The sequence below is a fragment of the Rhizobacter sp. P3_B12 genome, assembly GCF_056402895.1.
Genome location: NZ_JBFUGN010000983.1, coordinates 1 through 2255 on the forward strand (window position 1 = coordinate 1; position 2255 = coordinate 2255).

The 2255-nt window shown below is 66.0% G+C and carries 3 protein-coding genes and 1 tRNA gene; all 4 read right to left on the reverse strand.

The window, feature by feature from the left end:
- Positions 1-819 (reverse strand): SurA N-terminal domain-containing protein (locus AC1D01_RS31005; protein WP_477873292.1); only part of this gene is annotated, 819 nt, incomplete at its 3' end.
- A gap of 140 nt (positions 820-959) precedes the next feature.
- Positions 960-1035 (reverse strand) — tRNA-Val (locus AC1D01_RS31010).
- 11 nt (positions 1036-1046) lie between these two features.
- The gene (locus tag AC1D01_RS31015) at positions 1047-1319 is read right to left on the reverse strand and encodes an HU family DNA-binding protein (RefSeq protein ID WP_047485758.1); all 273 of its coding nucleotides are present in this window, start codon (positions 1317-1319) and stop codon (positions 1047-1049) included.
- Positions 1320-1585: 266 nt separating this feature from the next.
- Positions 1586-2255: isocitrate/isopropylmalate dehydrogenase family protein (locus tag AC1D01_RS31020; RefSeq protein WP_477873294.1), on the reverse strand; the 670-nt coding region annotated here is incomplete at its 5' end.

Genomic DNA, 2255 nt, shown 5'->3' on the forward strand with positions numbered 1-2255 from the left:
GCGCTCTTCGGCCACCGCATAGCGCTTTTCGTTCTGCGTGTAGTACTCGCGCAGCTTGTCTTCAGGCACCGTCAGCGTCTTCTTGATCGCCTCGACGTCGAGCACCACGTACTCGATGCTCGCCTGCTCCGGCGACATGAACTGCGCCGCGTGCGCCGGATCCTTGTAGTACGCCTGGATGTCGGCATCGCTCGGCGACACCTTCGCGAGGTAGTCCTTCGGGTCGAAGCGCTGCTGCTGGAACTCGCGCTGCTGGAACATCGCATCGATCGCGCCCGAGGCCGCCGCCGCCGGCGCGAACACCGTGCCGCCGATGCCGAACATCACCTGGCGCATCTCGAGCTGCTGGCGCATCGTCTGCTCGAAGCCCGCCACCGTCATGCCCTGGGCCGACAACGCGATCGTCAGCGCTTCCTTGTCGAAGCCGCCGCCCGCGCCACGGAACTGCGCGAACTGCGGGTCGTTCATGTAGACGTTGAGCACGCGGTCGGGCGTCGCGGTGAAGTTCGACTTCAGTGCCGCGGTCTGCAGCACGCGCTCGCGCACCAGGTTGTCCAGCGTCTGCAGGCGCACCGCCGGCGTGTCGAACATGCGGACGTCGACGTTCGGCGCCTGGCGCCGGTAGCGGTCGATCTGGTCGCGCTGCGCTGCGTCCCACTCGGCCTGCGTGATCTTGTGGCCGTCGACGACGGCGACACCCCCGCTGCCCGCCATCGAGCGGTAACCTTGGTAAGCACCCGTCAGCACGAAGGCGGGAACGATCAGCACCAGCAACAGGAACTGGAACAGGCGGTTGTGCGTGCGAACAAATTCAAACATCGATGGCCTCGAAGGGTGATCGCTGTGCAGCCGGACGGCGCTGCTTCAAATGCAACAAAGGCGAACCTGGGTTCGCCTTTGTTGGGGGTGGACGGCGCGGATTCTACTAGCTCTGCCAGCTYGTCCGCGGTGCCATCGGGTGGTGGGTGCTGAGGGGCTCGAACCCCCGACCTACGCCTTGTAAGGGYGCCGCTCTACCAACTGAGCTAAGCACCCGGATGCCATTTTCAGTTGACCGCGTCCTTCAGGGCCTTGCCCGGGCGGAACTTCGGCACCTTGGCGGCCTTGATCTTGATGGTGGCGCCGGTGCGCGGGTTGCGGCCGGCACGGGCGGCGCGCTTGCTGACGCTGAAGGTGCCGAAGCCAACGAGCGACACGCTGTTGTTTTTCTTCAGCGTGGATTTCACGCCGCCGATCAGAGCTTCGAGCGCGCGCGTCGCAGCTGCTTTGGAAATGTCGGCCTGCTTGGCGATGTGCTCAATCAGTTCGGATTTGTTCACGAAGGTACCCCCTCAAAAAAGGTGTCTCGAAAAGAATCTGGATGGGTGTGGAGCCTGGATCCGGGCCGCGCGGGACGGGACGTAACGGCTCGAACGATTACAGCCGCAGGCACCCCCACTGTCAAGCGCGGAAGCGGATTCTATGCGTAATCAGCTGCATCCGAATGCGGCATCCGCGCGCGTGCTTCCTCGCTTGACAATAGGCTGCCCGCGTCATATTYGGCGCGGGTTGCAGCGGGGTCAGGCACCCCGCGTGTCATGTGGCGTCACATGCATGCGGCGATCGCACGCCCGAGGTCGGCGGTGCGCGCCGCACCACCCAGGTCGGGGGTGCGCGGTGCACCGGACGAGGGATCGAGCACCGCCTCGACCGCGCGCAGCACCGCATCGTGGGCATCGCGGTGGCCCAGGTGGTCGAGCATCATCGCGCCCGACCAGATCTGCCCGATCGGGTTCGCGATGCCGCGCCCGGCGATGTCGGGCGCCGAGCCGTGCACCGGCTCGAACAGCGACGGATGGGTGCCGGCAGGGTTCAGGTTGGCCGACGGCGCGATGCCGATCGTGCCGGTGCAGGCCGGCCCGAGGTCCGACAGGATGTCGCCGAACAGGTTGCTCGCGACCACCACGTCGAACACCTCGGGGCGCTGCACGAAGTGCGCGGTCAGGATGTCGATGTGGAAGCGATCGACGCTGACCTCCGGATAGCCGCGGGCCATCGCCTCGACGCGCTCGTCCCAGTAGGGCATCGTGATCGAGATGCCGTTCGACTTGGTGGCCGAGGTCAGCTTGCGGCGCGGGCGCGATTGCGCCAGCTCGAACGCGAACTTCAGCACCCGGTCGACGCCGACACGCGACATCACCGTCTCCTGGATCACGATCTCGCGCTCGCTGCCCTCGTACATGCGCCCGCCGATGCTGGAGTACTCGCCCTCGGTG